The following is a 25927-nucleotide window of genomic DNA, read 5'->3' as shown; positions in this document are numbered from 1 at the left end:
CTTTTTTAGATCGTCTAATGAATTTTGGCAGCTTTGATGCAAAACGTAATCAAGCTATGTTTCCTTGATACGAATGACTCACATCAAAGTCAGTTAATTCTCATACTTCCTAACTCCCTCACTTCATCCTCACTCAATTGCCAGCCCAATGCACCAGCATTTTGTCTAACTTGATCAGCAGTTTTTGCTCCAGCAATGGGAATCACATTTCCTTGAGCAATTAACCAATTGAGAGCAACTTGGGCGGGTGATTTTCCGTACTTATCACCAATTTGTTGCAATAAATTCAGAATTGGTTCAATCTTTCGCAATCCATCGGGCTGAAATTGAGGACTTAACTTTCTCACGCCTGTTGGTTGAACTCCTGCATTTTGTCTATATTTTCCAGTTAATAAACCCTGTGCTAAGGGGCTGTAAGCTAGGATTGTTACACCTAATTCCTTAGCAACATCCATAACACCATTATTTTCTATTTGCCGGGTAAGCAAAGAGTAATTAACCTGATTCACCGCTAAGGTGACTCCCCGTTGAGCTAATATTTGATGTGCTTCACGCATCTGTTCTGCTGAGTAGTTACTAACACCAACAGATGTGATGCGTCCCTGTTCAACTGCGTCTGCTAATGCATTCATGAGTGTATGTTGACTCATGAAAAACGCAAATGACCAATGGACTTGGTATAGTTCTACTTTTTCAACTTGCAACCGCTTGAGACTGGCAGTTAAAGCATCACCAACAGCTTCACCTTTAAATCGCCAGGGTGTTGGTGCATATTTGGTGGCAATTTGTAGTGTTTGGTCGGTTTTTTGAGCAAATTCCCCTAAAATCTTTTCCGACAACCCCATACCGTAAATTTCAGCAGTGTCAAAGAAAGTAATCCCAGCTGCTAAAGCGGTATTGAAAGCATCTTGAAGCTGTTCAATACCGTAATCTTTTCCATAATTCCAAAATAGTTTATCACCCCAAGCCCAAGTGCCAATGCAAAGAGGGGTGACAGCAACACCACTGGTTCCTAAAGTAATGCTTTCCATATTTTGATAACTTTATCTGATTTAGTTACATTTATTTACTTTAGCTTGTTCGGTAGATTTCGGAACGCTGTACAGTTGGGTGAAATTTAATTCTGTCTGAGTACTGAAGTCCGATCTCTACCCTTAGGTAGTGGGTAATGAAGATATTTCAAAACTTTTTTCTAAAAAAATAAAATCTGGAAAACCTTTGTAGTGAAGGTTTTCAGTATCAGTACAGTCATTTAATACATGTAAAAAAAGTTATTTGTATATATTTTGATAAAATGATGTGAATGTGTTCCCGCTTGGCTATTTCTACAAACTCTGTCACAGTAAGCTAAATTTTGCTTTGTTGTGGCTAGATGCTTCATGGCACAAGAAATACCAGGTAAAAAGTAAATCCAGTAAATCTGGAAACATACTTATGCCTTTAAATTTATTTGATGCGAACTTCTACCGCAGTGCTAATTCAGATCTGCGAAACTATAGTGATGTTGATGCACGAAGGCATTTTCAAGATTATGGCTTAGATGAAGGTCGTTCGTTTTCCCCATTTGTGGATTTGGGTTTTTATCGCGCTAGTAATCCTGAATTAGGGTTATCCACTAATCAACAGGCTTTTGAAAATTTATCTAATTACGATATTGCCGAAGGACGCAAATTCTCCCCAATATTTGATTTGAGTTTTTACCGTCAAAATAATACTGACTTAAGTAACTACAGTAACGAACAGTTATTTGAACACTTAAGAAGCAATGGTGTGACTGAAGGTAGAAAGGTTTCTTCAGTTTTTGATGTCAACTACTATCTAGCCGTAAATCCAGATGTTAACCAAGCTGTGAAGGGAGATAAGCTAGCTGGGTTAAATCACTTTATGATTATTGGATTGGATGAAGGACGTAGATTTTCAGTGGCATTTGATGTCAATTATTATCGGAATGCAAGTCCAGATATTGCTTATTACACCAATAAGCAATTGCTGGAACACCTAAGTAATTATGGGTTGGATGAAGGAAGAGTTACAGCAGATGGATTTGATGTTAGATATTACTTGGCAGAGAACTCAGATTTGAGTCAGAAAAACTTTAGCTACAAGCAAGGATATGAAGACTTCGTTTCCTCCGGTTTGGATTTGGGGAGGAATGCTAGTGAGTATATTCAGAGTGACTTTGCTGGCAATAGTTTCGATTCTGCACGACAAATTAGTTTAAATTCTCAGCCTGTGATACTCAGGGATGCAATTGGAGACACTGATACATCTGACATCTATAAATTCGATGTCAGTCCTCAAAATGTCAACTTATCAGTGAAATTGAACGGATTGAGTGCGGATGCACAAATAGACTTGTGGGATATGCAAGGAAATCAACTAGCAAGTTCAATCAATCAAGGTACAAGTATGGAAGCGATTGATTATCAGAACTTGGCAGTGGGTAGTTACTTTGTTCATATCTATCAAGGAAATGTAGGTGCGAATACCAATTACAATTTAACTTTGGCTGTAACATCAACCTCTGATACAGTGCCAAAAACTATATCCCCAATTTCCACCACAAGCGATTTTCAGCCGAAGTTCACTCAAACCGTAGTCGAACTCATCAACTATGAACGTATTCAAGCTGGATTGAAACCGCTGAGTTTGAATGCAAAATTAAACCAATCAGCCTCCACCCATAGCCAGGATATGGCAGAAAAAGATTACTTTAACCATACAGGATCAGATGGTTCTAGAGTAAGCGATCGCATTTACAATGCAGGCTACCATTATTCGTTGGCGAGTGAAAATATCGCTGCTGGGCAATATTCACCCGAAGAGGTAGTTCAAGCTTGGATGGATAGTCCAACACACCGCGCTAACATCATGAGTGCTGATTACCAAGAAATTGGTGTTGGTTACTACTACTTGGAGAACGATACAGGCAATGTCAACTACAATCATTACTGGACAACAGATTTTGGAACAATTTTTTAATTAACTAATTTCTATTGATTGGTAATTCCCAAATTTTACCTAATTTGCCGATAAAACCATGATAGGTTCCAAGAAAACAAGCAAATAACTTACTCCCTTTTTGGTCGGAATCATAGAGAAGAATTTTAATCATGCTAAACAGCATATACTTGAAGCGATATCTAACACAATTTAGCCTATGGGATACTGTTGTATTTCTAGTTTCTATATATGTATGATTGCGACATATATAATAATGACGTAAGCTAGAATACTCTTGAATTATTAATTTTCTGCTCAAAAAATTCACTTTTAAAGGCTGACCAAATTGATGCTGCATAATAGCATCTGTTACAATTAGGTTATGATATCCCTGTTTCCTAAAACGCCATCCATAATCAATATCAATACCATCAATAAAGAAGTCTACACAGGGTAGATCAATAGTTTTTGCAGCCGCTAAATTGATTAAAGAACCTGATGTAATAGGTGCATCACATTCATAATATTTAGCATCTATTTTATGCGGACAAGCTGTAAAATAACTTCCATTAAAATTTGCACCTTGAACAATATTATCAGTTTCTATATCTATCGAAGTTGGAGCAATAATTCCCAGAGAATGCTGGTTTAATGGAAAATCCAAGTATATCTCTAATAGTTTTTGTAAGCAGTTTTCTGCGGGAATACTATCTTGATCAAATACCCATAAAAAATCATAATTTAGCTTAATTGCTTCGCTAATTGCCCAAGATATACCATAACCAATTCCCTGATTTTCTGGGTGATGCTCAATATTAATATCTTGATAGTAATTATCAGTAATTAGCCTAATTGCGGAATTATCTAAAATATAAATTTTTTCAACTGGATGGGATTGGTTGTGAATTGCCTGAAGACATTTTTCCACAGATGCTAAATCGTTATATGCAGTAATATAAGCTGCTATTTTCATAGGTTGGAATCTGAATAGATTTCATCTAATTTTTGATTTATTAGTTGATGAAAAACATTCCCTTGCTCATTCCAATCTGCTAATCTATCAATATATTCAAGTGATTTAGCTTTGAGTGACTGTCGTAATTCTGGATGATTATATAGTTCTAGTAAAGCATCACACATTGATTGTGGATTAGGTTCGACAAGATAACTATTTTCTAAATGTACTAAGTCATAGCTAGTATTTTCAACCTCCAAATCCATTAATATCGAGCCACAAGCCATAACTTCATGGGCAACAAGCGATAAATTTGTAGAGGAAGGAGCAATACAAACATCACAAACAGAATACAATTCTGCTAAAGACTCTACTGATAACATCCCCACGTTATAACATTTAAATGGGACAGTAGGAATATCATTCCAGCCGTAAGATATCAAGGTAATATTTTCGGCTTTTTGAGAAAATAGATGTAGTGCGATGGAAACTAATTCAAAGCAACGTCGAGGAGTAACACTGCGTCCATAAAAGGCAATTTTAAAACTATGATTATTTGTTAACTCCCTAATTGCTTGGTTGTTAATTTGATTTCGCGGATAATAAATGTCTTTTTCAACAACAATATGGTAAAAATCAGCAGCAACCTGGTGCTTTGTTTGTAATAAATTGGTTAACCATTGACCTAATGTAATATGATAATAACCAAAGCTATAGGTATTTTGAGCTAGATAATAATAACTACCTAATGAGTAAAATAAAGGTTCATAATCTTGGACAAAGTACGTTTTTAAATCTGCATCTATAGTTAATGCTGCATAGGCAGTAATCCAAGATGTAGAAACAAGAATGTTTGTTTTTGTTCCGTGAGTCGTCGGATTATAGATTTTTACTTCCGCGTTAATTGGTTCAAAATACTCGCATATTTGCTTTTGTATTTGTTCTGGACTAATTAACCTATCGTAATCTCCAACAATGTAAATAGTACATTTGCAACCGAACAATTCAATGAATTTCACAAACCTAAATAGGTTTTTATGTCCTCCTGAACCTTTGGAAAAATAGGGAATTAGCCAAATAAACTCTAAAGCTGATGGTTTGCAAATATTCTTACTGAAATCAGTGGATTTTTGAATAGTCTTTTGATTATGATACTCTAAACTATTAATAATTATTTGTTCAAATTCAGGGATTTTACCCTGTTTTGTCTGCTTAATTGAAGTCTCGTTCTCTTTATTAGGTGTAGCTAAAAAAAGTGCAATTTTGTAAAAAATACGGGAGATAGTTAAACGTAAACCAATCGTTTGAATTTTGTTAAAAGTCTTGTTAATTAAAGACAATATTCTTTTAATTAGCATCTAATTTTCTTGTTTACGAGATTGTTCCGATAAAATTTTTCGACTAATATAAGAGGGAATATTGTCAGAATATGTTCCATAAAACTGACCAGTTATAATTCCCAAATTATTAAAGAATCTTTGCCAAATCCAATATATTTTTTGTGTAAATGAAAGTTGAGAGGTTTTGACTAATTGCCTAAGATCGCCATAAAAAAGACCGACAAATCTTTTCATATAATTAAAAATAGATGCTTTTTCAACAACCCCAATTTGTTGATATGCTCGATATTCATCGAATTGTCTTTTCATCCATTCTGTCGCACTATATGTATGGGAATGATACACAGTTGCGGTGGGTTCATAACATTTAATATAACCATTTTCAATTATATCTTTAGCCCACCATTGATCCTCAGACATTTCTACACATCGAAAGGGAATTTTTTCCCAAATACTTCTTCTAATACAGGAATTATTGTTAGAAAAAAAGATATATTGACCTTGATTTTCTTCATATTTTTGGTCTTGCTGCCAACATTTGCGTTGAAGTGAAAACCCATCAAAATGTCTATATAAGTTTAAGGCAACAATCGGATCACAGTCTTCTCTCGGTAAATGCTTGCCAAATACTCCAGCTATTTCTGGTTGTTCTCGTAGAGGTAGAACCAAGTTTTGCAACCACTGATCATTTGCTGGGGTAGCATCTTGAGTAATGAAAGCAATAAATTCTCCTTGGGAGTTTTGAACACCAAAATTGCGAGTACCACCATGATTAAACTCAGTGGGATGAATTTGGATAAGTCTTACATTATGCTTTTGAATAATTTCGAGAGAGTTGTCTTTTGAACCAGAGTCGATGACAATTACCTCATAACCAAAATCAGTTTTCTGAGAAAGAACTGCTGTTAGAACTTCATCTAAAAATTCTGCACCATTTTTAGTGGGAATAATGACTGAAACGAAGGTAGACATATATTGAACTGGAATGATATTTTCTTGGTGCTAAATATTATTAAGATTTATTATGAATTACTCTTTGTCTGCACCCGGTAAGTTAAGCGATCGCTTAAACTGAAACCAGGACTTTCTGATTTGCCAAAATTTAGAGGTTTCCATAGCTGTAATTCTTGCTTGTGCTTGGAGAAGTTCTTGCTGCGTCTGCACCATGGGAATCCTAGATGTACTAGCTACATTCTCTAAATAGGTTTTATCTCGCAACAATTGTCCATGCCTTTCTTCCAAAATTTTTACTTTCTCTTCCAAAATATTAATTAAGTTTTGTTTCGATTGAATATCTGCATATGCAGTATCTAGTTGAACTTGAAGCTTCTGTTGATTAATCTCAATTTCTCGCTGATTGATCTCGATTTCACTCTGATATTTTTTCTGATAATATTCCAGATTTCGCTGATATTCTGCTTCGTAATTCAATAAATCTGCTTTAGCTTGATCTTGGAATTCTTGAACCTTTTTCGCACCTTCTAAAGACTTTTGTTGTGATTCAAGTTCTGACTTCATTACGATTTGAAATGCATCTTGAGAAATACTCAAACTGTTCCCAACTAAAGATATGTCAGTTCCCACAACTCCAATATAACCATCAGCATTTTCAATTCCGGAGATATGTTCGACGTAATATTTATCAAACTTTGGAGATAGTGATGAATCCCTGTAAGCTTCAAATTGTGAGAATTTTTCGCTAGTTATAGTTGGTTTAAATAAGCAACTCGCTAGGGTGTGATGTTGTCCTAAAAACACTGTTTCACCAAAAATACTCACCATTAAATCTCTAAATTCGCTGAATCTAAATTTATGCAGGTGAAACTCACTAATCCAGGGTGAAACCCGATAATCATTAGGGCAGGAAATAAAAGCTTGTCCATCAGCTTTTAATAATCGCTTTAATTCAAATAAAAAATCCCTTGGTCTTTCTACATGTTCTACAGTTTCAAAAGAAATTACCACATCGAAACTAGCATCAGCTAATTCTTGGATATGATGAGCATCTGATTGAATATAGGTTATAGCTGGGTGCTGATGAAACTTTTGAGCAAATTCAATAGATTCTTGATCGATGTCAACACCTACTACTTGGGTAGCACCTTGTAGGGCTAAATATTGAGTTCCGTAACCGCTACCACAAGAAACATCCAATACTCGCTTTCCTTGAATAAAAGGTGCGACAAAAGCATAGCGAATCATGTGTTCTAAGTTAGCGAAAGGTAGCATTTCCACACCAACTTGTCCAGCGATATGTCGCTCTCCTGTATATTCAAGATTAACATCAGAATTGGTTGTCATGATTTTGAAGCACCTCATCAAAGAAATTAATATATTTTGACACCATTTGATTGACGGAATAAGTAGGGTAAACTGTTTCCCAAGCATGATAAGACATTTCTTTTAATAATCCTCGATCAAAGCAGAGTTGTCTTAGTGCTTCCACAAATCTCACTCGTTGATTTTGGGGAGTAATAAATCCATTATGATGGTCTTTTATTATCTCATGTATGCCGCTAGGAATATCGTATACTACTGGTACACATCCATGTCCCATTGCTTCCAATAAAGCTAACGGCAAGCCTTCATATTCACTAGTTAAAATGACCACATCATGGTGTTCTAAAAGGTGAGATAATAGTTCTGGCGTGGCTCTGCCAATAAAGTTTATGCAATCATCAACCCGCAGTGAACGAATTCTATGCATTAAGAGTTCAGTGTCATCACCTTCACCAACCAAAGTCCACTCACAGGATAATCCTTTTTGCTTTGCTAGTGCTGCTAGTTGAGGAATTTCAAAGATACACTTTTGGTGTTCAATAATTCGTCCAGAGTAAATTATTTTCAGCGTTTGACTGTTTTTTCTTTCTACCCATTGAGAGTTCATTTTAACTCCGTAGGGTATGCGGGTTAATGGTATGGTTGTAGAATTATCTTTAAGGATTTGATTTGCTTTTTGATAGCAAACTTGGCTGACTGCGATCGCGCTTTGGATCCGACTGAGATTATTCTGGAAAATATCGTAGTAAAATGCCTCGTCAGCATGAAAAATATGGCTAATGGCAAAACGAGAGGGTATTTTATTTGTGCGTTCGTAAACTTGACTGATAAAATTAGGAATGATGATTCCTGCTGTATCTGACAGTAAAGCTGATGTAATTTCTTCGGGTAAATGTCCTTGATTTTCGCTAAAGTTATAGCCAATAATCGATATTCCTTGCTGCTGAAGTTTTCTGACCTCCAAATCATCCAAATTATTGACATAAAGCGCTAACCGTGCATTCCACTGGTGTTTAGGTAAAGCAACTAACATGTGCTTAACAAAAGTTTGCACACCACCAACATGCATCCCATCAAGGAAAAATGTGACGGTGGGATGTTCTTGAATATAGGTAATTTGCTGTATTTTAGCAACAGAAGTTGTTGAAACTTCGGGCAAACATTGGTTATGAGGGGTAATTTTAACTGCTGATTGGGGAGAAATTTCCTCTAATGCAAAGTCCTGATCTACTGTTTGCTGGCGGACGCGATCGCAGTTAAGATCATTCCAAGATAAAACGCGATCAAAAAACTTAGCGTAGCGATAAGCCATTGTTTCAGCGGTACATCCTTTATTCCGGATACTATTCACCGCTGCATTACTAAGGGATTTAAATTTAGAAAATCCTCCTGCTAAGTCCCGCAAAACCGCAGCAAAACCGTGAATGTCTCCCGTTTCCACCAGAAATCCATTTACACCTTCTTGAATTACCTCTTCCACACCACTAGAAATTCTACTCACAACGGGTATGGTACCATGTGCCATTGCTTCTAATAGCGACAAAGATAATCCCTCAAATTCGCTTACCAGTAGAAATACATGATGTAATTTTAATTGTTGACTTACCTCCTCACGACTCAAAGGACCAACAATACTAATACAATCTCCTAAACCTAGATGTTGAATACGCTTATCAAGGGTAATACGGTTAGATTGATCTCCAGCTAATGTGAGATGAAATGGTACTTCCCACTGCTTGAGTAAAAAAGCTATTTCTAAAGTATCGAATATGCGTTTTTGATATTCAACAAATCTACCAGTATAAATAATTTTTAATTTATGGCTATCTTGGATAATAGGAGTTTCAATACCATATGGAATTACTGCTGTTGGTTGAGAAAGCTGATTTAAAGGGACGAATTTTTGAGCGTGAGTATAAATATGTTTACTGACTGTAACTATGCCATCAAAATGTGGATAAAAATGCTCTAAAAGCCGATAATAATATTTTTCATCTGAATGTAGAATAAATGTCCTGGCAATATTATGAGGAATACTATCAAGGATATATAGCATACTCAACATATAGTTGATCACCAATATCCCCGGTTTTACCGGATCAAAAATTCCATTGTGTTCAAGGTACTGTCTAACTTTAGTGGCAATATCAATTTTATCTTGACGATTGTAACTATATAATTTGGCAAAATCCTCACATGTAAAAGTATTAATTTGATGGATTGTAATTGGTAAACTAGAAAAAGCTGGATAGTAATTACCATAGGTAGTGTAACAAATAACATGCACATCCCAGCCTAATGCAGCCATTCCTCGTGCTAGATAATACGCTTGAGTTGTCACCCCACTGACACCAAAACTATCGCTACAAATATATAGTTGAGGTTGATGTCCAATTGGTTTCATGATTTATGTAACATCCCTTTTAAAAAAATTCGCAATACCCGTGATAGCGGGAAGCAAGCTATACAATACTCGCAGAGCAAGAAGCAAGCGTAATGGTATTATATTTTCTAACGGGATTTGAACCCGACACAAAACATATTGCTTGGTAGTTCTAGAGGACTTAAACCCCCAAAGTTCATTAATTACCTAATAATCGCCATTTATGATTATAAATATGATGGAATTTCTCGATTATTATTTCTACCTTTGATCCAGAATGCTTGATCACTTTCCACACGTTCAATTAATGGTTTTTCATGACGTTGATGGCAAAAATCATAAAATGCTTCTCGACATCCCTCCCAAAAACCAAAATCATCTAGGATCACACATCCACCATCAGGAATACGATCGTAAAACGTTTCTAATACCAGTAAAACAGATTTGTACCAATCAGCATCACAGTGCAAAAGCGCAACTGTTTCCGGTAATGGTGAATTAATAAAAGTATCTTCAAACCATCCTTTTCTAATAGTGTAATTTTCCGCTTTTGTTCCAACTAAACCCATCACTGTTTCCACATCTTCAACAGTTGCTAGACAATCACCAACCCATTTTTTGGCATCTTCTCCATCTTCAGGCGATGTTTCTGGTAATCCTGCAAAGCTATCATAAAGCCAAAGATGTCTCCCGGAATTTAAATGTTGAGAAATAACTGCCGCTGAACCACCTTTATATGTCCCGCATTCAACAAAATCACCCGGAACATTATTGTTATTTATATATTCGCAAACTCGACTAATATTTTTCAGTTTGCCAAGACTACAATAGGTATATTCTTGGACTTTCTGTTGAATATGTTCTAATTTATACATAAACTTGATTATCACTCAACATATACAAGATACCGATTACTGGCTTCCAATTATTTTATATAGATTGTTGATCCAAAAACAAAATATTTTCTTTTTAGTTGGTTAAGTAACCAACTAAAAATTATCTACCCTAATTTAAATAAACTACCGTAACCATTCTTCGATTTGAGAATAGTCACTATTTTCCCGATATAGTCCTATGGATTTGGCTTTTTCGAGTTCTTGTCTTGCTCGTGTTAAATCATTTTTTTGAAAATATGTCGTAATTTTAGCTGCTGCAATATTTGGACGCATAAAATCGGGGACAATGCTGAGTGAATAACCAAAAGCTGCTTCAATTTCTTCATTAGAGAAAGAATCAATTGAATAGTTAGCTGCTAGTATTTCTGAAGGAATTTCCTTGATATATTTAAAAATAACTGAGCACTCTGGAACATAATATAGGGGTTGAAAATATTCCCTCAGTCGGTACATTGTCAAATGAATCCATGTTGTCCAAAAGTAGGAAAAATCTTGATGATGTAATAGAGATTTACCAGCAATAAGATATGGGAAAAAGTTTTGAATACAGCTATTTGTCAATTCCCAAGATTTCATCGCATCCACTAGCAGAAACTCTATTTTACCTCCTTCCCAAGTCCTATTTATGAGATCACCTTCATGGATTTGAATATACTGTTTGTAAAGACTAATTCTGTCTATATATTCGCCAATGAAACTGTCTCCAGGTTGATATTTACTTCCTATTTCATGACCTTCAAAAATTTGACCAATATATTCATCCCAAATAAAGATATCATGAGCATGTATACGGTTATCTTTATTTTGTATTTTGGAATTTGCCTCTAGTCCCCTTGCGAGGGAAATGGAAAATGAACCGATAAAACAACCAAGTTCAACGATTTCCCCCTCTCCCGTATAGTTTGATTTTGTGTATTCTTCGGTATAGGCTTGTTCATCAGCTGTTGTCATACCGAGAAAATAATAACCGCTTGGATCTTTAGTATAAACAGGTTTTGTGGTTTGGAGATTTTTGGCGATAGATTTTTGCTCACGAAAGGCATTTGGTTCCTTGTATCCGAAAAGGGCTTTTACCTTAAACCACTGGGTACGCAGTTTCCAAAATTTGCTGCTTTCCATACCTCTAATTAAACCACGGGCTTGGTCTAATTGTAGTTGTAACTGTTTTAGTTCTGCTTGAGTCCGGTGAAGTTGCGATCGCAAATCTCTATCTTCCTCTTTACTCTGCCCCATTTCCATGTTTTCAATATTTGATTGCTTGATAATTGACATAGTTTCTCCTCACCTTAATGTGTGATTTTTACTGATGTAAAACTTTAACAAAATTAAATGCTACTTTAAAGCAGATATAATATTTGGGATTTTAACTAGAACCTAATAACCTAGATAATCTAATTTCTTCCACTTCAATAGGATGATCTATTAATGCATGGACTGTTTTTCCTGTATCTGGTGGTAAAACTTGAAAAACTATTGCATTATCGATCCAGTCTAGAGTTAATACTTGGTAACTTTCGGACACAGCAACAGTTAAACTATAGGAGCCATTTCTTAAAGGAATTTTGAATTTAAATCTAACCTGAATCGTCTCACCAACTTCAACAGCACCAATTTTGAGATTTTCTTCAAATGTATTAGTTCCCAAAATTTCGTTGCCATTTTTATCACATATATAAAACCCGATCAAGCAGCTTTTTAATGCTTCATAAGCTTTGATATTAGCGACTAAAGTAACTTCCTCATTGAAGGAAAAAATTGGACTTTCCCCATCATCTTCACCAAATTGATTTAGAAGTTGAATTTTTTCAATTAAGGCTCTGCTACTGCCACGACGTTTAAATTCTTCTTTCGCGATTAGAGATTTTGATTGACTTAATTGTTCTGAATTATATGGAGAAGATTCCAGATTGTTTTCAATTGACTTCAGATGATTATGAGTAGTTTCATGTTCATGTAATTGACCTATATTCAGTTCTAAATCTGTGAGTAATTTCATATACTCAATAATGACTGCATTTGGCAAACCAGATGTATACATCTTGCCATCATGGATCATCACAGCAGAATTGCATAATGTTTTGATTGCACTAGAATCGTGGGAGACAAATAAAGTTGTTACTCCTGAGTCCATCAAATTTCGCATCCGTCGCATACAACGATGTTGAAACACTACATCTCCAACTGATAGTGCTTCATCAACTATCAAAATTTCCGGATCCACATTTACAGCAACTGCAAACGCTAAACGAACAAACATCCCGCTAGAATAGGTTTTTACAGGTTGATCAATAAAATCACCTATATCAGCAAAACTAGCAATTTCATCAAATTTGTCTTCTATTTCTTTTTGACTTAAGCCTAAAATTCTGCCGTTAAAAAATACGTTTTGCCTTCCAGTAAACTCTGGGTTAAAACCACTGCCTAATTCTAACAAAGCAGAGACCCGACCATTTACTTGTACTTCGCCAGTAGTTTGCGTTAAGGTTCCGGCAATAATTTGTAGTAATGTACTTTTACCTGAACCATTACGTCCAACAATTCCAACTGTCTGCCCTCGCGGAATCTCGATATTGATATCTCGCAGTGCCCAAAATTCTTCACTTCTGCTTTTACCAGGCAGTAATATTTCCTTGAGCCTATCTACAGGACGGTTGTACCGCTTAAAGCACTTAGAAACATTGTTGAGTGAAATAGCAATTCCTTCCCCCATATCTTTAACATCAATCCTCAAGCTCTCACACCACTCTCAAAAATTAGGTTTATAGTTATATCTTCTATGTTTTTGATCAAACTATAATTATTCATTGCTTGTTATTACAACAATCCCTTCGCCGTTCCCGAACAATCCTAAAGTAATTTTATTGCAGTCTGTGTTTGCCACATCAGAATATCTGACAAATACAATATTGATTGTATGCCGATCGCACTATTAAACCAAGATATCTGGATCAATACCTAACTTCCTCAAGTTATAAGTGTTTATAAAACATCCGCAAAAGCTGGACGTAAGCGGCGATAGCACCATAAACCAAGACAGAAAATTGCTAAGGCAATTAAAGAACTTACACCCCACTCACCCCAATGTGTTACTTCTCCGTTGATAATCAAGTCGCGGTAAACTTCAACGATCGCAGTTACCGGATTTAACCAGAATATCCAATTTCGCCACTCTTCAGGAATTGAAGACGCTGGGTAAATAATTGGTGTCATATACATCCAAATGTTTAACAATACGCTAATTGTTTGGGGAATATCCCGTAGAAATACGGTGACACCAGCTGCTAAATAACCTAATCCTGCGGTTAATAATAGTTGTGGTAGCCAAATTAGGGGCAAAAGTAGCAACGTTGGGTGTAAGGTGTGAGAAGTAAAAGCGACAAACACAATTAACAGCATTAACCCAAAAGCGCTTTCAATAAAGGTTGAAAGAATTGGTACAAGTGGTAATAATCCTAGAGGGAAGACGACCTTTTTCACCAAATTTGGCTGTGCCACAATTGAGTTTGCCGATTGGATTAAACCACCACTAAAAGCAATCCAAGGCAGGAGTCCAGCAAATAACCACAAACCGAAGGTAAAGTTATTTTCTGGTAAACCTTTGAGAGTTAGTTTGACTTTGAGGACGAAGGAAAAGACGTAAGTATAGATCAGGAGTTGCGCTAATTGATTAAGTAGGGGCCAAAGATTACCCAAGACAGAACCTTTGTAACGTGCTTCCAAATCTCGTCTTACCATAGTTCTGAGCAAATCAAATTTAGCCCACATTTTGTCGCTAATTGGCAAGAAGCGTTTGAATTTTGCAGCTTTTTTAGCAGTTCCCTTGAATGGGTTTAACAATTTATATTCCTCGCTTGTTACCTACACACCTTATCCTCATGAGCTTAATGAAGTTAGTGACCTCAAAAAGTTTCTTTGCTATTTATTTACAGTTATTCAGTTACACTATCAGGGTTAATACTTTGCGATCGCTAGTTTTTAGCCTGTTTACATTCACTTTTATACTCTTGTGGTGTCCCCACAGAAGTCAAAAACCTTTTCCCATGCGGATGGGAAATAACTAATTCTCCTTGGGTAGTATCAGATTGAACATATTAATGGATGGGAAAGTTGAACAACAGGTGTTTTTCGCCACGAGTTTACCATTACTACTGAAATAAGTTAAGTCTTTATTGATTGAACGCACCGTAATAACCTGAAGTTGACTCTCGGCTAAACCCTACTCATAATCTAGAGTTACAAACTACGGTTCTCAAAATAGGGGAGATTTAGCTTCTGAGTTTTGAGATGATGGATTGGTAAAGTTAGATAAATATCAAAATTTAACCATCGTGGAAATCTATTTATTTCGTCACGGCATCGCCGAAGAAAAGCGGGCAGAACTCCCAGATGAAGATAGAAAACTAACCCAAGAAGGACAACAGAAAACCGAAAAAGTCGCCCAGTATCTCAAAAAACTGGATTTTCGATTTGACTTAATTCTCACTAGTCCCCTAGTCCGGGCAAAACATACAGCAGAAATACTTATGCAAGCTGGACTTAGCCAAAAAGTGGAGGAGTCAGCATATCTTGCCCCTGACGGTGAAATCTCCGAGTGGCTTATTAACTGGTTAGAACCAAAAAAATATTCATCTAAAATTAAGTTAGTACTAGTTGGACATGAGCCAGATTTGGGGCATTGGGCAGAAATTCTGGTTTACGGTGAAGCCAAAGGACGGTTAGTCCTCAAAAAAGCGGGTATGATCGGGATAAAGGCACCAGAAACAGGCTCTCTCCTGGGTCACAGTGATATGTTTTGGTTAACACCACCAAGGTACTTGATTTAACGGGATTTAAATGTTGTAGAAAAAATTTCTGTTAAAACCGATACTGTAATGGCGAACATAATTTCTGGTAATTTAGCCTAAGCAAATACGAGCAAAAAGCAGATGGTGTTGCCATGATGGTGTGCGAATATAAGCCCGGTTTGGAAGGCATTCCTGCCGCCGAATCAAGTGTTAGCTTCGTTGATGGGCAGAAAGGTATACTCGAATACCGTGGTATCCGGATCGAGGAACTGGCAGCAAAAAGTACATTTTTGGAAACTGCATACCTTTTGATCTGGAATGAATTGCCAACAAAAGAGGAATTGGAAAAGTTTGAACATGAGGTTCGCTACCATCGTCGGATTAAATATCGTATCCGCGACATGATGAAATCGTTTCCGGAAAGCGGTCATCCGATGGATGCTTTGCAAGCTTCGGCTGCGGCTTTGGGTCTATTTTATTCTCGACGAGATTTACATAATCCTGTCTATATTCGGGGTGCGGTGGTGCAACTGCTGGCGACTATTCCTACGATGGTGGCTGCATTCCAGTTGATGCGTAAGGGGAATGATCCTGTACGTCCCAATGATGATTTAGATTATTCTGCCAACTTCTTATACATGTTAAATGAGAAGGAACCTGATGAATTGGCAGCGAAAATTTTTGATGTGTGTCTAATTCTTCATGCTGAGCATACGATGAATGCTTCTACATTTAGTGCTAGGGTGACAGCTTCGACTTTAACTGATCCCTATGCGGTGGTGGCAAGTGCGGTGGGAACTTTGGGTGGTCCTTTGCATGGTGGGGCAAATGAAGAAGTAATTGAGATGTTGGAGAAAATTGGAACGGTAAAAAATGTCCGTCCTTACATCGAAGATTGCATTCAGCGTAAGTCGAAAATTATGGGGTTTGGACATCGTGTCTACAAAGTGAAAGACCCTCGCGCTACTATTCTCCAGGATTTAGCCCAACAGTTGTTTGCTAAATTTGGGCATGATAAATACTTTGATATTGCCCAGGAAATGGAGCGAGTTGTTGAGGAAAAACTGGGTCACAAAGGAATTTATCCAAATGTTGACTTTTACTCCGGCTTAGTGTACCGCAAAATGGGAATACCCACAGATCTGTTCACACCGATTTTTGCGATCGCACGGGTAGCCGGATGGCTAGCACACTGGAAAGAACAACTGGAAGAAAACCGGATTTTCCGACCGACCCAAGTCTACAATGGTGTTCATGAAGCGCTCTACACGCCAATTGAGAAAAGATAATCAAAGGATCTGGGGACAATAGAGAATACTCCTGACTCCCTAGACTCAAAACCTAATTTCTAATCAATACCATAAGTAGAAATTCTCACCAGCGGTAATCAGCCAAAAACCAAGCAGCGATATACTAGGCATGGGATTGTCAGCAATCTAAGATTTGCCTGATTATCAGCGACGATACTGCGGATGAATTTACATTTATTCACGAAGTCAGAGTAAGTTCCTCGCCGTGAAGCGGCAGGGTCTCTCTGACAGAAGTTAGTTGTCGGCGACGATGAATCAATGACCACAGCAAAGGTGAAACACTCAGGCGTAAAGTGTAGGATGTGAAAGTTAAAAATCTCTACTTTTGGTCTTAACTCCCACCTGATACTTTCATCTTTCATATGACTTGAAGAGCGCAAACATGAACTCAGGAATTGATCTGCAAGGAACATTTATTGATTCCCTCAAGGAATTGGGCTTGCCAGCGGGAACAGCTAAAGCCCTCTGGATGCCCCTGCCAATGATTTTAATGCTGATTGGTGCCACAGTCGGTGTACTTACCTGCGTTTGGCTAGAACGGAAAATATCGGCAGCAGCACAACAGCGGATTGGTCCTGAATATATTGGTCCATTGGGTTTACTGGCACCTGTAGCCGATGGTCTAAAGCTGGTTTTTAAAGAAGACATTATTCCAGCTAAGTCTGATGCTTTATTGTTTACCCTCGGTCCCATCATCGTTGTATTACCGGTATTTCTGTCTTACTTAATCGTACCCTTCGGACAGAATTTACTAATTACCGATGTCGGTATGGGGGTATTTTTGTGGATTGCCCTGTCTAGCGTTCAGCCAATCGGCTTGTTGATGGCAGGTTATGCTTCCAATAATAAATATGCCCTATTAGGTGGTTTACGAGCTGCGGCACAATCCATTAGCTACGAAATTCCCTTGGCTTTGAGCGTACTAGCGATCGCTATGATGTCCAATAGCCTCAGTACCGTAGATATCGTTAACCAACAATCTGGTTATGGCATCTTAGGTTGGAACATTTGGCGACAACCTGCTGGCTTTATCATATTCTGGATCGCCGCCCTCGCAGAATGCGAACGGATGCCTTTTGACTTACCCGAAGCTGAAGAAGAACTTGTTGCAGGTTATCAAACCGAATACTCCGGGATGAAATTTGCGCTATTCTACCTAAGTTCCTACATTAACCTCGTACTTTCTGCCCTATTAGTCGCAGTTTTGTATCTTGGTGGTTGGGATTTCCCCATCCCCATCAACTTAATTGCTAGCCTAATCGGAGTTAGTGAAACCGAACCATGGTTACAAGTAGTAACTGCGGCTTTGGGTATTACCATGACCCTACTCAAGGCATATTTCCTTGTCTTTATCGCCATCCTTTTGCGCTGGACAGTACCACGGGTTCGTATTGACCAATTACTAGATTTGGGTTGGAAGTTCTTACTACCAGTTGCTTTAGTTAATTTACTACTAACAGCAGCCCTAAAACTAGTTTTTCCTGCGGCCTTCGGTGGATAAAAATAATTAGGAGTTAAGAACGAAGGGTTGATGGAACAAATCAAGCCAGTCAAAAGTTCATAATTTCCAATTTTGAACTTTTGATAAGCAATGTTTAACTCCCAATTCTTAACTCCTAATCCCTAACTGGTAATTATTGAGAGTGGAACACAATGCTGAAATTCCTCAAACAAGTCGGCGATTATGCCAAAGAAGCGGTACAAGCAGGTCGTTATATTGGTCAAGGTTTGGCAGTAACCTTCGATCACATGCAGCGTCGTCCTGTCACCGTTCAATACCCTTACGAAAAACTAATTCCTAGTGAGCGCTTCCGAGGTCGGATTCACTATGAATTTGATAAATGTATTTCTTGCGAAGTTTGTGTGCGAGTTTGTCCCATCAACCTACCTGTAGTTGACTGGGAATTTGACAAAGCTACTAAAAAGAAAAAACTGAAGCACTACAGCATCGACTTCGGTGTTTGTATTTTTTGTGGCAACTGCGTCGAATACTGTCCAACAAACTGTTTGTCAATGACAGAAGAATACGAACTTGCCACCTATGATCGCCATGAATTGAACTACGATAACGTTGCCCTTGGTCGCTTACCTTACAAAGTTACCGATGATCCAATGGTTACACCACTACGAGAATTAGTGTATTTGCCCAGCGGAGTTATGGATCCTCATGATCTACCCGCAGATGCACCCCGCGCAGGTGCTTACCCCCAAGATTTGGTGGAAAAAGCGGAAAAATAAGTATTAACTATTTTGTAAGGTTAACAAGGACAAAAAAGTGAATTTAGCTGAAGGTGTACAGACTGTTACGTTTGCCATATTGGCACTGATGATGCTAGGGGCAGCCTTGGGAGTAGTTCTTTTTGAAAAGATTGTTTATTCTGCCTTTTTATTAGGTGGCGTATTCATTAGTATGGCAGGAATGTATCTACTACTAAATGCTGACTTTGTTGCATCTGCACAATTACTTGTTTATGTTGGGGCGGTTAATGTCTTGATTTTGTTTGCCATCATGTTGGTAAATAAACAGGAAGATTTTGTTTCTCTTCCCAATGCTTGGGTACGAAAAGCACTAACAGCGGTTGTTAGCTTCGGTTTATTTGCCCTTTTAAGCACGATGGTGTTAGCGACTCCTTGGTCACTATCTACTGGAACTCCTGTTGATAATCCAATAGTCGTAATTGGTGAACATTTCTTTAGCGATTATTTATTGCCTTTTGAACTAGCTTCAGTGCTGCTGTTAATGTCAATGGTGGGTGCAATTGTTTTGGCACGCCGCGAGTATTTGCCACAACAAACTGCTGATTCCGCTTTAGCACCAACAGTTTTGACATTACCTGAACGTGCAAAAGAATTGGTGGCAACAGGCAGTGAAAACGAGTAAAAATTGAAATCAGTTAACAGTTATCACAGTTTCAGCCAGACATCCAACCTTACTGAAATCTACTCACTTTATAAAGAGATTGGCAAGAATATTTACACTCACTCTTTTGTGACATTGTGTAATTAACTCTGCCTGATTACTTAGAAGTAGAGATTTAAACCCAAGAATAAACCAGTAAGCGATAACTATTAACATTCACCAAGACATTCAATCATCAAAACTCATCAAAAACAAGTAATTTAGGCAAGAAAAGGTAAAAAAATTATGCAACTCCAATACTTTTTATTGCTAGCAGCAGCACTGTTTTGTATTGGTATCTATGGGGTTATTACCAGCCGAAACGCAGTGCGTGTACTTATGTCAATTGAGTTATTGCTAAATGCCGTGAACTTGAATTTAATGGCATTTTCTAACTACCTTGACTCTACTGCAATTAAAGGTCAAGTATTCACTGTCTTTGTAATTACTGTAGCGGCAGCCGAGGCAGCGGTGGGATTGGCAATTGTTTTGGCAATCTACCGGAACCGAGATACTGTCGATATGGAACAGTTTAACCTCCTGAAATGGTAGTAGTTGTGTGGATTTAAAGCAGGTAATTATTGCTTATAAGGCACGGGATGCTCAAAGCCAACGCTGGGCTGAAACCTGTGCCAAGCAACTCGAAAGCCTCCATTGTCATGTTTTGATGGGACCAAGTGGACCAAAAGATAATCCTTACCCCGTATTTTTGGCTTCCGCTGCCCAATCAATTGACTTAGCTTTAGTGCTGGGAGGCGATGGCACTGTTTTAACTGGTGCCAGACACTTAGCCCCAGTTGGCATTCCCATTTTAGGTATAAATGTGGGAGGTCATCTGGGGTTTTTAACTGAGTCTGTGGAAGAATTTCAAGACACCGAGGCAGTTTGGCAACGTTTGCTGGAAGATCGCTATGCAATTCAGCGACGGATGATGCTACAAGCCGCTGTGTATGAGGGACATGGTTCAAATTTAGAACCTGTTACTGAGCGCTATTTGGCGTTAAATGAAATCTGTATTAAACCCGCTTCAGCTGATCGAATGATTACATCAATTTTGGAAATGGAAATTGATGGAGAAGTCATTGATCAATATGTCGGAGATGGTTTGATTATTTCTACCCCCACTGGTTCTACTGGATATACAGTTTCTGCCAATGGTCCAATTATGCATGATGGGATGGAAGCTCTAACTGTAACTCCCATTTGTCCCATGAGTCTTTCTAGTCGCCCGATTGTTTTACCTCCGGGTTCAGTGGTAAGTGTGTGGCCCCTAGGTGATTATGATTTGAGTACTAAACTTTGGACAGATGGGGTTTTGGGAACTTCGATTTGGCCCGGACATCGTGTTGATATTCGGATGGCAGAATGTCGTGCGAAATTTATTATCTTACGAGAGAATAATTCTTACTATCGAACTTTACGGGAAAAGCTATTGTGGGCTGGAACCAGGGTTAAGTACAGCAGTACACATCATACCAATTGATCTGGAATGGTAGTTTCGACTTCGCTCAGTAGGCTTTGCTAATTGAGCGAAGTCTAGGCAATCTTAATTACTATTTTTGTTATGTTCTTTCAGGAATGTGGTGATTTGAATATGGTGATAAAATCTTCTGTAATCCCTCTATTGGCAATAGTTTTTCTAGTAGGCTGTAGCCCTTCTGACAATTCCACTTCAACTAATTCGGGGCAAGTCAATCCAGATATATCAACCACTAATACGCCAGCATCACAAAATTTAGGACGCTTTCAAGCTGCCCAATATTCAACTCAGGGGAATGTACGTATTGTTCAGGAAGGTGGGGAAAATTACTTGGAATTCGATCAAAGTTTTCGCTCTGATTCTGGTCCTGATTTGTTTGTAATTTTGTACCGAGATTCGACGGTTCCTAAGTCGGGAATTCGAGATAGGGATTATGTAAACCTCGCACCTCTGAAAAGCACTAGTGGCAATCAACGTTATTTAATACCTAAAGATATTCAGGTCGTAAATTATAGATCTGTGGGAATATGGTGCCGCCAATTTAATACAACATTTGGGTTCGCACCTTTGAGCTAAGTCTACTGTTTCGGTTCATATAGTCCCCAGTCCTTAAAACAAGACGGAAGCAAACGTGCCACCCCGACACAAAACTTGCTGCCGTCGTTGATTACTGGGGAATCAAACCCCCAGACTTTGTTGAAAGGCTGGGAAGTGTATCAAGTATCCTTATTATTTAATAGAAACACACTTAATTTAATTTAGGAAAGCATTTTCCACAAAAACCTGGGCTAAACTGGCATGAAGGTGTACCAGTTAAACTTTGTGTCGTGCAGTAGGGAAAACTGGTGCTTTGAAGTTGACTTTGTTGTCGTTTTACGGAAATGATGGCAGAGTTTGTGATTCTATTCTTCAGCAATAACAAAAACGACAGAAGCCTCGGTAGTGCGATGCAGGCTACTGTATTGACGAGTGTCAGGAATATGGCATCCAGAAAACCCATATGCAGTTACCTCTGTAATTTTTTTGCGGGGTTAAAAACTAAAAACGTGAAAATAGGAGAGTTATAAGTCAGAAGTTTCCATAAAGTAAGAGAAAGCTTCGCTGTTTTAGGGCGAGGTATCTCTAACATACTTTAGTTACCATGCAGGTAAAACTGACTTTTGTTTATATATAACCATTTAATGATGTATTTATCATAAGGTTTAGGCTACATAAATCAATATTAGCATAAGTTTTTCTAAATATATGACAGATAATGACAATCGTAATCAGTGAGAAATATATGGGTAGCGATCGCGTGATTGCAGCGTAGCTTAATATATGGGAAAAAAGATTTTGGATTACAACAGATAGATGTATTAATTGAGTTGAGGTGATACTGATGGTGAGAGTTTACGGAGAGGCAGGATTTTTAGCTAACTACTCCCAAGTAGAACGCCAACAGGCGAAGCATTTGGTAGATTACGGAGATATTGAAGTATTACCTTTGATGTGGAGTGCGATCGCGCAACGGTTTGGTGATAGTATCGCCGTATGTGACCCCCACGCAAAACCAGAGGTAGTTTTCACATACAAACAGTTGAATGAGAAGATTTGCGCTTTTGCATCCGGGTTACAGGCATTGGGTATTCAAGCAGGAGAAAGAATATCCCTCATCTCGGATAATTCTCCGGCTTGGTTAGTAGCAGATCAAGGGATTATGATGGCTGGGGCAGTGGATGCAGTCCGGGGTTCCCAAGCTGAACGGGAAGAATTACTATACATTATTGCCAACAGCGGTAGTACTGCTTTGGTTCTAGAAAATTTCAAAACCCTGAAAAAGCTACGTGAAGGTTTAGATGACCTGGGAATCAAATTTGCTATCCTTCTTTCAGAAGAAACACCACCCCCAGAAGAAAGTCTCAAAATTCTTAACTTCGAGCAAATAATTACTCTGGGTGGACAGCATACTTTGATACCCACTCAACTCAAACGTACAGATTTAGCAACATTAATTTATACTTCTGGAACCACAGGCAAACCAAAAGGTGTGATGCTTAACCACGGAAATATTATGCATCAAGTCACCTCTTTAGGTTCGGTGGTACAACCTGAAAAAGGTGATACTGTCCTCAGTATCCTACCAAGTTGGCATAGTTACGAACGTAGCTGTGAATACTTTCTCTTTTCCCAGGGTTGTATGCAGATTTACACCAGTCTGCGTTCAATAAAGAATGACCTGAAGAAATTTAAACCTAATTATATTATTGCAGTCCCTCGGCTATTGGAATCAATCTACGAAGGGGTACAAAAGCAGTTTAGAGAACAACCCCCATCAAAACAAAAATTAGTTAAGAATCTCTTTGCCATTAGCGAGAAATATATCAAAGCTCAACGAATAGTCCAAGGTGTAAGTTTGGATAATTTTCAACCCTCAGTTTTGGACAAAATTACAGCCCAAATTCAAAGTATATTCCTCGCACCATTGCATGCAGTAGGAGAAAAACTAGTTTACGGCAAAGTGCGCGAAGCCACCGGAGGCAAAGTTAAACAAATGGTCAGCGGAGGTGGTGCGCTACCACGCTACGTGGATAACTTTTTTGAAATTGTTGGGGTAGAGATATTTGTCGGATATGGTTTGACAGAAACTTCCCCCGTTACCCATGTACGTCGAAGTTGGCGAAATTTGCGTGGTGCTGCTGGATTAGCAATTCCGGGAACAGAAGTAAAAATTGTGCATCCAGAAACCCGTAAACCCATAGAAAACGGACAACGGGGATTAGTATTATTACGCGGTCCACAAATTATGCAGGGTTACTATCAAAACCCGGAAGCCACAGCCAAAGCAATTGATTCTGAAGGCTGGTTTGACAGCGGCGACTTAGGTTGGGTAAGCGACAAAAATGACCTAATTCTCACCGGACGTGCCAAGGACACGATTGTATTAACCAATGGTGAGAACATCGAACCACAACCCATAGAAGATGCTTGCTTGCGATCGCCCTACATCGACCAGATTATGTTGGTGGGACAAGATCAACGCTCAATTGGGGCATTAATTGTTCCCAATCTCGAAGCTTTGGCAAAATGGGCGCAGGAACACAATTTAGACCTGTGTATACAAGAAGACAATGTTACACTGTCAGGCAGCCAAAAAATCAATCTGGAGAGTAAAATAATCCAGGATTTATTCCGGCAAGAGTTGAATCGGGAAGTGCAAAATCGTCCGGGATATCGACCAGACGATCGCATTAATCCCTTTAGACTCATTTTGGAGCCGTTTTCGATGGAAAACGGCATGATGACTCAAACCTTGAAGATTCGGCGACATGTCGTGGCAGAACATTATCACGATATGATTAACGGCATGTTCGCTTAATCCTCCACAACTGCAAAATCACGAGTGAACGGAAAACATTTATGGATGCCTCGAAACAACTGTTATTAAAGCGCTCTGTTAACGTCAAAGCAATTGTCACCACATTGTGGAAGGAAGAAGTACAACAGCAACTACAAAGTCAAATTAATGAAACAGATAAACAGCTACAGCAATTAGACCTTCAGGGACAAAGAGCGATCGCTGAAATCCAGAAACAGGCTTTACAACCACCTGGACCCCAAAGTATGCAACAAATTGAAAATATCCAAGCTCAGGTAAATCAGAAGAAAAGCGAATTACTGGAGCAAAAAAACCAATTTTTGCAAAATCTCCAACAAGTACAGCTTTTGGAGTTGGATGAAGAAGTCAATCAATTTCAGATGGAAGGCTTTTTCCGGATTGAACCAGGTGACAACTTGATCAGTAAGTTACAAGTAGAAGTGGTTCTACGTGATGGAATCGTCGAAGAAGTTCGCGGTGACATTTAAGTAATTGTGTTTGTAGATCTCCGACTTTTTCAGGAAGTCGGGGATCTAAGTAGGGTCTGCTGTATAGCCCTTTCGGGCATCCAAGAAACGCGTAGCGCAGCGTTAGCTGTAAAAGTCTTCTAATGGGTGTAGGGAGCGGGGAAGAGCCATTTATATTTTCTCTGTTGCCTGTTAAGAGTTCCCTTTTAGACAAATAGTATGTCCTAACCGAGATGTCCACTCCTATACATTCCTAAGTTCAAAAATTATTCCTCAGAACCAGCCCAAACAATCTGCCACATGGGGGGAGAATTTACTAGTACTGTACTACCAATGCTGGTCAATTCAACTTGATATTTTTGATATCTTGTCGATTTGGAAGTACTTCCAGAAACCACTTGCTGAAGATTTCCCCTTTTACTTAAGCCCTTAGAGACAATAGGCTGAGTAATTGTGACTATGATTTGATTCGGATGAGGATAAGTAATTTCAACTTTTTGTTTTCGCAAATCCGTTTCAAATCCTTGAATATCCTCCACCAATTGCATCGCTAGTGCATCCGGCTCAGTTCCTTGTAGTGCCGATTTTAAATTTTCTAAAGGTATTGTTTTATATCCAATTCGCTCCGGCTCTGACACGGTGTTATTCACAGAGACAGAAGAGGATAATACTAAAGGTTCTTGCTGATTTTTACTAACCTCAGATGTCAATTCCGTAGGTTGTTGTCTAATTAATGCCCCAGCAGCGGCTGTGACAAAGAGACTGAGGATTAAAATCAAAAAAAGCTTTAAGTTGACTGACATAATAAAAAGCTCTTTCCATTGTTGTGTGT

General features: G+C 38.3%; 22 protein-coding genes. 11 read left to right on the top strand and 11 right to left on the bottom strand.

Translation table 11 applies throughout. The features are described 5' to 3' along the window. Window positions 1-89: 89 nt before the first annotated feature. Complete coding sequence (locus CAL6303_RS22640) at window positions 90-1031, bottom strand: aldo/keto reductase (protein ID WP_015200161.1); 942 nt, start codon at window positions 1029-1031, stop codon at window positions 90-92. 403 nt (window positions 1032-1434) lie between these two features. On the opposite strand from CAL6303_RS22640, the gene CAL6303_RS31285 reads away from it, so the two are divergent. Further along, entirely contained in the window at window positions 1435-2982 is a 1548-nt protein-coding gene (locus CAL6303_RS31285; RefSeq protein ID WP_015200160.1) for a CAP domain-containing protein, read from the top strand. Window positions 2983-2986: 4 nt separating this feature from the next. Here CAL6303_RS31285 and CAL6303_RS22630 read toward each other — a convergent pair whose 3' ends face one another. The 9 genes from CAL6303_RS22630 to CAL6303_RS22590 form a co-directional block, all read right to left on the bottom strand. Further along, window positions 2987-3916: a glycosyltransferase gene (locus tag CAL6303_RS22630; protein WP_015200159.1), complete on the bottom strand. Its 930-nt coding sequence runs from the start codon at window positions 3914-3916 to the stop codon at window positions 2987-2989. After that, the gene (locus CAL6303_RS22625; RefSeq protein ID WP_015200158.1) at window positions 3913-5256 is read right to left on the bottom strand and encodes a glycosyltransferase; all 1344 of its coding nucleotides are present in this window, start codon (window positions 5254-5256) and stop codon (window positions 3913-3915) included. The genes CAL6303_RS22630 and CAL6303_RS22625 overlap by 4 nt, the downstream gene beginning before the upstream one ends. Continuing rightward, entirely contained in the window at window positions 5257-6210 is a 954-nt protein-coding gene (locus CAL6303_RS22620; protein ID WP_015200157.1) for a glycosyltransferase family 2 protein, read from the bottom strand. A 57-nt stretch (window positions 6211-6267) separates the two neighbouring features. Continuing rightward, entirely contained in the window at window positions 6268-7539 is a 1272-nt protein-coding gene (locus tag CAL6303_RS22615; RefSeq protein WP_015200156.1) for a methyltransferase domain-containing protein, read from the bottom strand. Further along, window positions 7523-9922, bottom strand: a complete 2400-nt coding sequence (locus CAL6303_RS22610; RefSeq protein WP_015200155.1) for a glycosyltransferase family 4 protein — start codon at window positions 9920-9922, stop codon at window positions 7523-7525. Before CAL6303_RS22610 ends, CAL6303_RS22615 begins: the two co-directional genes overlap by 17 nt. A 206-nt stretch (window positions 9923-10128) precedes the next feature. Beyond that, window positions 10129-10776, bottom strand: a complete 648-nt coding sequence (locus CAL6303_RS22605) for a TylF/MycF/NovP-related O-methyltransferase (RefSeq protein WP_015200154.1) — start codon at window positions 10774-10776, stop codon at window positions 10129-10131. A 144-nt stretch (window positions 10777-10920) separates the two neighbouring features. Next, window positions 10921-12069, bottom strand: a complete 1149-nt coding sequence (locus CAL6303_RS22600; RefSeq protein WP_015200153.1) for a hypothetical protein — start codon at window positions 12067-12069, stop codon at window positions 10921-10923. A 91-nt stretch (window positions 12070-12160) separates the two neighbouring features. After that, window positions 12161-13507, bottom strand: a complete 1347-nt coding sequence (locus CAL6303_RS22595; protein WP_041739869.1) for an ABC transporter ATP-binding protein — start codon at window positions 13505-13507, stop codon at window positions 12161-12163. Between the two features lie 269 nt (window positions 13508-13776). After that, the gene (locus CAL6303_RS22590; protein ID WP_015200151.1) at window positions 13777-14562 is read right to left on the bottom strand and encodes an ABC transporter permease; all 786 of its coding nucleotides are present in this window, start codon (window positions 14560-14562) and stop codon (window positions 13777-13779) included. Between the two features lie 563 nt (window positions 14563-15125). On the opposite strand from CAL6303_RS22590, the gene sixA reads away from it, so the two are divergent. From sixA to CAL6303_RS22540, 10 genes are all read left to right on the top strand, one after another. After that, on the top strand, window positions 15126-15620 hold the full coding sequence (gene sixA / locus CAL6303_RS22585) for a phosphohistidine phosphatase SixA (RefSeq protein ID WP_015200150.1): 495 nt from the start codon (window positions 15126-15128) through the stop codon (window positions 15618-15620). 113 nt (window positions 15621-15733) lie between these two features. Then, the gene (locus CAL6303_RS22580; RefSeq protein WP_015200149.1) at window positions 15734-16870 is read left to right on the top strand and encodes a citrate synthase; all 1137 of its coding nucleotides are present in this window, start codon (window positions 15734-15736) and stop codon (window positions 16868-16870) included. 403 nt (window positions 16871-17273) lie between these two features. Next, window positions 17274-18392, top strand: a complete 1119-nt coding sequence (nuoH, locus tag CAL6303_RS22575) for an NADH-quinone oxidoreductase subunit NuoH (protein ID WP_015200148.1) — start codon at window positions 17274-17276, stop codon at window positions 18390-18392. 152 nt (window positions 18393-18544) lie between these two features. Then, the gene (gene ndhI / locus CAL6303_RS22570) at window positions 18545-19129 is read left to right on the top strand and encodes an NAD(P)H-quinone oxidoreductase subunit I (protein ID WP_015200147.1); all 585 of its coding nucleotides are present in this window, start codon (window positions 18545-18547) and stop codon (window positions 19127-19129) included. Between the two features lie 37 nt (window positions 19130-19166). Continuing rightward, window positions 19167-19772 (top strand): NADH-quinone oxidoreductase subunit J, encoded by a 606-nt coding sequence (locus tag CAL6303_RS22565; RefSeq protein WP_015200146.1) that lies wholly within the window; start codon window positions 19167-19169, stop codon window positions 19770-19772. Between the two features lie 264 nt (window positions 19773-20036). Then, window positions 20037-20342, top strand: coding sequence for an NADH-quinone oxidoreductase subunit NuoK (gene nuoK, locus CAL6303_RS22560; protein ID WP_015200145.1), 306 nt, complete (start codon window positions 20037-20039; stop codon window positions 20340-20342). Between the two features lie 7 nt (window positions 20343-20349). Further along, window positions 20350-21273: an NAD(+) kinase gene (locus CAL6303_RS22555; protein ID WP_015200144.1), complete on the top strand. Its 924-nt coding sequence runs from the start codon at window positions 20350-20352 to the stop codon at window positions 21271-21273. Between the two features lie 111 nt (window positions 21274-21384). Next, a complete protein-coding gene (locus CAL6303_RS22550; RefSeq protein WP_041739865.1) occupies window positions 21385-21846 on the top strand; it encodes a DM13 domain-containing protein in 462 nt (153 codons plus the stop codon). Window positions 21847-22651: 805 nt separating this feature from the next. After that, entirely contained in the window at window positions 22652-24628 is a 1977-nt protein-coding gene (locus tag CAL6303_RS22545) for an AMP-dependent synthetase/ligase (protein ID WP_015200141.1), read from the top strand. Window positions 24629-24669: 41 nt separating this feature from the next. Continuing rightward, window positions 24670-25116 (top strand): YlqD family protein, encoded by a 447-nt coding sequence (locus tag CAL6303_RS22540; protein ID WP_015200140.1) that lies wholly within the window; start codon window positions 24670-24672, stop codon window positions 25114-25116. Window positions 25117-25361: 245 nt separating this feature from the next. On the opposite strand, the gene CAL6303_RS22535 is transcribed toward CAL6303_RS22540, so the two are convergent. Further along, window positions 25362-25898: a hypothetical protein gene (locus CAL6303_RS22535; protein WP_015200139.1), complete on the bottom strand. Its 537-nt coding sequence runs from the start codon at window positions 25896-25898 to the stop codon at window positions 25362-25364. Window positions 25899-25927: the final 29 nt, after the last annotated feature.

Source organism: Calothrix sp. PCC 6303 (assembly GCF_000317435.1).
GTDB lineage: Bacteria > Cyanobacteriota > Cyanobacteriia > Cyanobacteriales > Nostocaceae > PCC-6303.
Note: the sequence above shows the minus strand (reverse complement) of the source record. Positions and strands in the feature narration are given on the sequence as shown.

Bases quoted from the DNA above. Each gene is read 5' to 3' on its own strand.
- ndhI (WP_015200147.1), top strand. From the start codon at position 18,545: ATGCTGAAATTCCTCAAACAAGTCGGCGATTATGCCAAAGAAGCGGTA.
- CAL6303_RS22630 (WP_015200159.1), bottom strand. From the start codon at position 3,916: ATGAAAATAGCAGCTTATATTACTGCATATAACGATTTAGCATCTGTG.
- CAL6303_RS22610 (WP_015200155.1), bottom strand. From the start codon at position 9,922: ATGAAACCAATTGGACATCAACCTCAACTATATATTTGTAGCGATAGT.
- CAL6303_RS22615 (WP_015200156.1), bottom strand. From the start codon at position 7,539: ATGACAACCAATTCTGATGTTAATCTTGAATATACAGGAGAGCGACAT.
- CAL6303_RS31285 (WP_015200160.1), top strand. From the start codon at position 1,435: ATGCCTTTAAATTTATTTGATGCGAACTTCTACCGCAGTGCTAATTCA.
- CAL6303_RS22595 (WP_041739869.1), bottom strand. From the start codon at position 13,507: ATGGGGGAAGGAATTGCTATTTCACTCAACAATGTTTCTAAGTGCTTT.
- CAL6303_RS22600 (WP_015200153.1), bottom strand. From the start codon at position 12,069: ATGTCAATTATCAAGCAATCAAATATTGAAAACATGGAAATGGGGCAG.
- CAL6303_RS22550 (WP_041739865.1), top strand. From the start codon at position 21,385: ATGGTGATAAAATCTTCTGTAATCCCTCTATTGGCAATAGTTTTTCTA.
- CAL6303_RS22540 (WP_015200140.1), top strand. From the start codon at position 24,670: ATGGATGCCTCGAAACAACTGTTATTAAAGCGCTCTGTTAACGTCAAA.
- CAL6303_RS22640 (WP_015200161.1), bottom strand. From the start codon at position 1,031: ATGGAAAGCATTACTTTAGGAACCAGTGGTGTTGCTGTCACCCCTCTT.
- CAL6303_RS22620 (WP_015200157.1), bottom strand. From the start codon at position 6,210: ATGTCTACCTTCGTTTCAGTCATTATTCCCACTAAAAATGGTGCAGAA.
- CAL6303_RS22605 (WP_015200154.1), bottom strand. From the start codon at position 10,776: ATGTATAAATTAGAACATATTCAACAGAAAGTCCAAGAATATACCTAT.
- CAL6303_RS22545 (WP_015200141.1), top strand. From the start codon at position 22,652: ATGGTGAGAGTTTACGGAGAGGCAGGATTTTTAGCTAACTACTCCCAA.
- nuoH (WP_015200148.1), top strand. From the start codon at position 17,274: ATGAACTCAGGAATTGATCTGCAAGGAACATTTATTGATTCCCTCAAG.
- CAL6303_RS22590 (WP_015200151.1), bottom strand. From the start codon at position 14,562: ATGTGGGCTAAATTTGATTTGCTCAGAACTATGGTAAGACGAGATTTG.
- CAL6303_RS22535 (WP_015200139.1), bottom strand. From the start codon at position 25,898: ATGTCAGTCAACTTAAAGCTTTTTTTGATTTTAATCCTCAGTCTCTTT.
- CAL6303_RS22625 (WP_015200158.1), bottom strand. From the start codon at position 5,256: ATGCTAATTAAAAGAATATTGTCTTTAATTAACAAGACTTTTAACAAA.
- nuoK (WP_015200145.1), top strand. From the start codon at position 20,037: ATGCAACTCCAATACTTTTTATTGCTAGCAGCAGCACTGTTTTGTATT.
- CAL6303_RS22580 (WP_015200149.1), top strand. From the start codon at position 15,734: ATGATGGTGTGCGAATATAAGCCCGGTTTGGAAGGCATTCCTGCCGCC.